At 59.8% G+C, this 5355-nt stretch carries 6 protein-coding genes and 1 tRNA gene; 2 read left to right on the top strand and 5 right to left on the bottom strand.

The annotated features are described in order from the left end of the window. Positions 1–215 precede the first annotated feature (215 nt). Both NW818_RS10520 and NW818_RS10525 read right to left on the bottom strand, forming a co-directional pair. Positions 216–306 (bottom strand) — tRNA-Ser (locus NW818_RS10520). Between the two features lie 156 nt (positions 307–462). Then, entirely contained in the window at positions 463–1011 is a 549-nt protein-coding gene (locus tag NW818_RS10525; protein ID WP_011433891.1) for a hypothetical protein, read from the bottom strand. A gap of 557 nt (positions 1012–1568) precedes the next feature. Between NW818_RS10525 and NW818_RS10530 the strand changes: the two genes are divergently transcribed. Then, positions 1569–2552: a PhoH family protein gene (locus NW818_RS10530; protein WP_414424518.1), complete on the top strand. Its 984-nt coding sequence runs from the start codon at positions 1569–1571 to the stop codon at positions 2550–2552. Further along, entirely contained in the window at positions 2549–3274 is a 726-nt protein-coding gene (locus NW818_RS10535) for an HAD-IA family hydrolase (RefSeq protein WP_414424519.1), read from the top strand. Before NW818_RS10530 ends, NW818_RS10535 begins: the two co-directional genes overlap by 4 nt. On the opposite strand, the gene NW818_RS10540 is transcribed toward NW818_RS10535, so the two are convergent. From NW818_RS10540 to NW818_RS10550, 3 genes are all read right to left on the bottom strand, one after another. Further along, positions 3252–4067 carry an alpha/beta fold hydrolase gene (locus NW818_RS10540; protein ID WP_414424520.1) on the bottom strand — a complete coding sequence of 272 codons (816 nt, stop codon included), beginning with the start codon at positions 4065–4067 and terminating at the stop codon, positions 3252–3254. The genes NW818_RS10535 and NW818_RS10540 overlap by 23 nt on opposite strands. Next, entirely contained in the window at positions 4064–4813 is a 750-nt protein-coding gene (locus NW818_RS10545; RefSeq protein WP_414400544.1) for a lysophospholipid acyltransferase family protein, read from the bottom strand. Before NW818_RS10545 ends, NW818_RS10540 begins: the two co-directional genes overlap by 4 nt. Continuing rightward, on the bottom strand, positions 4813–5355 hold a 543-nt coding region (locus tag NW818_RS10550; protein WP_414424521.1), incomplete at its 5' end, for a cob(I)yrinic acid a,c-diamide adenosyltransferase. The genes NW818_RS10545 and NW818_RS10550, both read right to left, overlap by 1 nt.

Genomic DNA, 5355 nt, shown 5'->3' on the forward strand with positions numbered 1-5355 from the left:
ATCCGTACTGAACATATTATACATTATTGACTAGAGTCATGCTCTGATTTCTTCCTGCTTCCACGACCCATGACTGGTAGCGGAGTTGGCCTCTATGGTCGTTTCAGGTTAGTCTGAGACGCCCGAGCTACTGAGAAAAGCCCCGCCCTACCGCTATGGGGAAGTAAGCTAACGGCGCGCAGAGGACGTCAACAACCTTGGTCAGCAAATATGGACGGAGAGGGAGGGATTCGAACCCTCGACGGAGCTTTTGGGCCCCGTAACTTCTTAGCAGGAAGCCGCTTTCGACCACTCAGCCACCTCTCCAGGGCTAGGAAGGGCAACAAGCAGGCTGGGATCCAGCCACCAGTTCACCTATTGTAGGGGATGGGATCCCACCCGGCAACTGCCCCCTGACCCGCCCTGCAAAGACTCCGTCCCGCTATCGCGATCAGCCGGGATCCCTCCTGGGGTTAGGTGAGTCTAGCTCACCACCTGCAGGTAAATATCGAAGCTGCCGCTATTGTCGCCGTAGCTGCCCTTGGCGTCATTGATGTTGAAGGCAATATCCAGGTTTGGATCCAGATCCACCTCTTGGGGCTGCTCTGGCGAGGACTCGAAAACCTGATGGGCCACCAGTTGGGCATTGGGTTGAAACAGCACAATCCCGTAGCGGCAGAGGCCCGGGTAGCGCCACTCCTCAGGGGTCGGGATCCCTTTGCCAAGGGGCGAGCGGATGCTGGTGGAAAACGAGAAGCCATAGCGCCAAGCCACATTCCTGGGGAAAAAGCGGATACGGCTGGCCCGCAACGGACGCCCTTGCCAGCGTAAAATGTTGCCCGCCTCTTGGTTCACCCGCAGGTCACGGAAAGCCATCCAAGCCTGTAAAGCTTCTTCTTCAGGTTGGATCCCTTCGATGGCCAGGGCCTGGCTCCAATCCAAGTCACTGCCATCGCAGGTGATCTGCCGCGGAATTTGCGCCAAATCCAGTTGTGCCAACCCCAGGGTATCAGACGCAGATTGGGTAAACATCTATCTCTCCTTTTTCCATCTGATTTTTCAAAATGACTCCAGAAAGGATGGGCTCCCTCCCCAGAGATTGAGGAGCCGCAGGGATCCCAAAAATGTGTCTAGGGAAGGGTTGTAAGAGACCAACCTATCCACATCTCCCCTGCTGGGTAGAGAATGTCAGATGCACGATGACCAACGGAGTTGAAAACCTCAAGCTCTTGCCCGACCGACGAGAGACTGGGAGTTCAAGCTCCTTTAGCAGATAGATCAACGTTACTTGATGAATAAAAGCTATTCCCGAAAAGATAGCCCTTTGCAATACTTTTTTAGGGAACCTTAGGGAGTTGTTAATTCCCTGTGACTCGGCTGCCAATGAAGGCCGGAACCCAAATCCAGGTTTGCTGCAGATCTTCTAGAAGCTTGTATTTTGGAACACATTAATGGTGTAATCCCCTGTTAAGCACTCTTGCGCTCGACCCCTGGGCTCTGCAGCGGCTTTCCACAGCCCAGAGCGCCCTGACAAGCGTTTTTGGTAAGATCACCCCTACAGGTCTCCCAGGGTGCCCGGCGCCCACGGCATGCACGACAACCCTACTTCCCTCTCTTCTGATTTCGAAGTCATCTCTCTGTCCAATCCTCAACAGGCCATGTCTTTGGCGGGCACTCAGGAGGCCAACCTGAGGTGGATCAGTCGCTCCAGCGGTGCTTCTGTAACGCTGCGCGGACAAGACCTGTACCTGAAAGGCACTCCCCAACAGCGGCAGCAGGTGCGGCAATGGCTAGAATTGCTGAGGCCGCTTTGGCAAACTGGGCACCCCGTCACTGTGATCGATGCAGAGCAAGCTTTTCGCGCCCTCTCCGGCCAGGAGGCTGCCGCCTATCAGCAAGCACAAGCAGGAGTTTTGGCCCGCACCCGCAAAGGGGAGCTTATCCGACCGAAAACGCCCCGCCAACAGGAGTACGTGCGAGCCATTCGCACCCACGACCTCTGCTTTGGCATTGGACCGGCGGGCACAGGAAAAACCTATCTGGCTGCCGTTGTGGCCATTGCTGCCCTACAAAACCGGGAGTACGAGCGTTTGATCTTGACTCGCCCGGCTGTGGAGGCGGGAGAAAAACTGGGGTTTTTGCCGGGGGATCTGGTGGAAAAGGTGGATCCCTATCTGCGGCCCCTTTACGATGCCCTGTTCGAGTTTATCGACCCGGCCAAGCTGCCGCAGTTGATGGAGCAGGGGGTGATCGAGGTGGCGCCGCTGGCCTATATGCGAGGCCGTACTTTGAGCAATGCCTTCATCATTTTGGACGAAGCCCAGAACACCACCCCCGAGCAGATGAAGATGGCCCTCACGCGGCTGGGATTCCGGTCGCGTATGGTGGTTACCGGGGATCTCACCCAAACGGATCTGGGCAAACATCGCATGTCCGGCCTGGCAGCGGCAGAGCGTATTCTGACAGGGGTAGAGGGGGTTGCCTTTTGCTACTTCGACCAGCGGGATGTGGTGCGCCACCCTCTGGTGCAGCGGATTGTCGATGCCTACGCCCGCTACGAGGGGCAGTCGTGAAGCTGAGGGTGCTCTTTTTCGACGCTGTGGGCACTTTGTTTCGGGTGCGGGGCAGCGTGGGCCAGGTTTACAGCCAGGTGGCAGCGGAGTATGGGGTAAGGGTGGATCCCCAGGCCTTGGATCGCGCTTTTGGCCAAGTTTTTGCCCAGGCTCCAGCCCCGGCCTGCCCAGGATTGACGGGATCCCCTTTGCGGGAGTGGGAGCGGACCTGGTGGCGCCAGGTGGTGCGGGAGACTTTTGCCCGGGTGGGATCCCTGGCTGCCTTCGGAGAGCACCGGTTTGAAGACTTTTTCGCCCAATTGTTTGAGCACTTTGCCGGGGCGGATCCCTGGGAGCTGTATCCCGAGACGCTGCCGGCTTTGCGGGCCCTGCAGCAGGAAGGGATCCGGTTGGGGGTGATCTCCAACTTCGACAGCCGCTTGCCCAGGGTGCTGCAGCAGTTGCAGTTGGATCCCTACTTTTCCACCCTCACCCTCTCCACCCAAGTGGGCTATGCCAAGCCCGATCCTCGCATCTTCCAAGCTGCCCTGGCAGCCCACGGGATCCCCCCCGCAGCCGCCGGCCACATTGGCGACAGCCGCCGCGACGATTATCAGGGGGCAAAAGCAGCAGGCTGGCGAGCCCTTTGGCTGGATCGAGAGGGGAAGGATAGCTCCTGCCCAGAGCGGATAGAAGATCTGTGGGGATCCCTGTCCATGCTCAATGGGCCGAAGCAGAATTGAGCAGCAGAGGGGCAAAAAGGCCATCCGGCTTGAGCAGGTAACGCCGCAGGTTCATCCGCCGCTCCAGCAGGCAAGCGTGGCCGCTCTGGGGCGAGATTTCTACCTGCGCCTGGGGCAGCCGTTCCGCCAGCCAGCCCACCTCCTGCACCGAGGGCAACAGGCGATCCCGCCCCCCCGCCACCAGCAAAGTTGGCAGGGTCATCGACTCCAGGGGCAGCTTCTCCACAACAAAGGATCCCAGCAAAGCCAAGCGCCGAGCAGCCACTGTGGGTTCAACACTGTGAACCGCCTGGCGCAGCCGCTCCCGATCCGGCGGCTCCATTTGGCTGAGCTCCGCCAAAACCCCCAACCCCCGCTCCGACAACTGGTGATAGAGCCCCGGTGGCAAAAAAGGCAGGAGAACATGCCCTGCCCACCACCAGGGCCTACGTCGCAGCGACGAGGCCGGATTGACCAAAATGAGGCCGCGGCACCGTTCCGGCCATTGGGCGGCCACCAGCAAGGCCAGGCAGGCCCCAAAGGATTCTCCACACAAGTACGCCCCCGCTTCTAGCCGGGATCCCACCCAATCGGCCAGGGTTTCCCAGCTATCCCCCGCTTCCGGGTGGTTCAAACTCAGGGGGCGAATGCGAAACTCCCGCTGCAGAGCCTGCGCCTGCCGGTAAAACAACGTACCTGTGCCATCCATACCGGGCAAATACAGCAGCAGGGGCCGCTCCTGACCGACCGCTCCCGTTGCCGGGCTGACCAAGCTAGAGGCAGATGCTACCGGCTCGCCACTCAACTTTCTCATCTCTCTGCCAATCCCAATCGCACCTGTTCTCGGGCCGCTGCAGTTAGCTCTTGAATGACCTGCATTCGCTCGCGTCGGGATCCCTGGCGCTGCTTCCTGCCCACCCAAAGGGGGGATCCCACCCTGAGCACCACCCGCCGATACAACACCACCGGATGTCCCCCTTCCTGTTGAAATCGGGGTTCAGTGGGGTCAAACCAGCGGAAAAAAGCCATAGGAATATCTACTCCCCGCCATTCTTCCTGCGCCCACACCGCCACCGGCAGAATCGGCAAGGGATCCACCGCTGCCGCCAGCGCCAGGTGGGCAAAACCTGGCTGAAACCGCCCCACCTCCCCAGGCGAGGTCTCACGGGTGATCTGCTCCGCCCCTTCTGGGAAGATCCCCACCCCCACCCCCGCTGCCAAACTGGCCTGCGCCTGGCGAAAAAAATGGATTTGCTGCCGGGATCCCTGCTTGAGGGGAATGCAGTCCAAAGCCAGGGCGATTTCCCGCAGCAGCGGCACCTGAGCCAGGTAGTAATGGCAGGCAAAGCGAATCGGTCGGCCCAACCCCGCGATCAGCACCGGCGCATCCAGAAAACTGCGGTGATTGCTCACCACCACCAGCGGGCCGGCGGGAACGTGCTCCTTGCCCTCCACCCACACTTCCGTCTGGAAAAGGGTGAGCAACAACTGGGCCAGAGTCCTGGGGTCTGGAGGCCAAGAGAGAGCAGAATTGGCTGAGAACGCTGCGAAGGATCCCATCAATAGTCCACCCCGCGCCGCAGATCGGCCCCCTGCTCGGCATAGTGCTTGTGGCTCACCATTTCCGAGTGGACAGAGGCCAGCTCAAAGTAAGGTAAGGGGGCATGGCACCGCCCCGTGATGATGATCTCCGTGTCCCGCGGCTTGCGCAGCAAAGCCTGGACAATCGGCTCCACGTCCAACAGCTCCAGATCCACTGTCGGGTTCAGCTCATCCAGGATGATGGTTTTGTACAGGCCAGAAGCGATGGCCGCCCGCGCCAACTCCCAGCCCCGCTCCGCTTCTACATAGTCGATTTCCTGTTGTTTGCCCCGCCAGACAATGGCATCCCGACCGCAGCGCTGGTGATCCACCAAATCGGGGTAGCTTTCCCGCAAGGCCCGAATGGCTGCATCCTCGGTGTAGCCTGTTCCCCCCTTCAGCCATTGCATGATCAGCACGCGATGGGAGAGATCCTTGCTGATGCCGCGCCCAATGGCTTGCAGAGCCCGCCCCAGAGCGCTGGTGGATTTTCCCTTGCCGTTGCCGGTGTAGATCTCGAT

Origin of the sequence: Synechococcus sp. R6-5, from assembly GCF_047461775.1 — a bacterium.
Classification (GTDB): Bacteria; Cyanobacteriota; Cyanobacteriia; order Thermostichales; family Thermostichaceae; genus Thermostichus.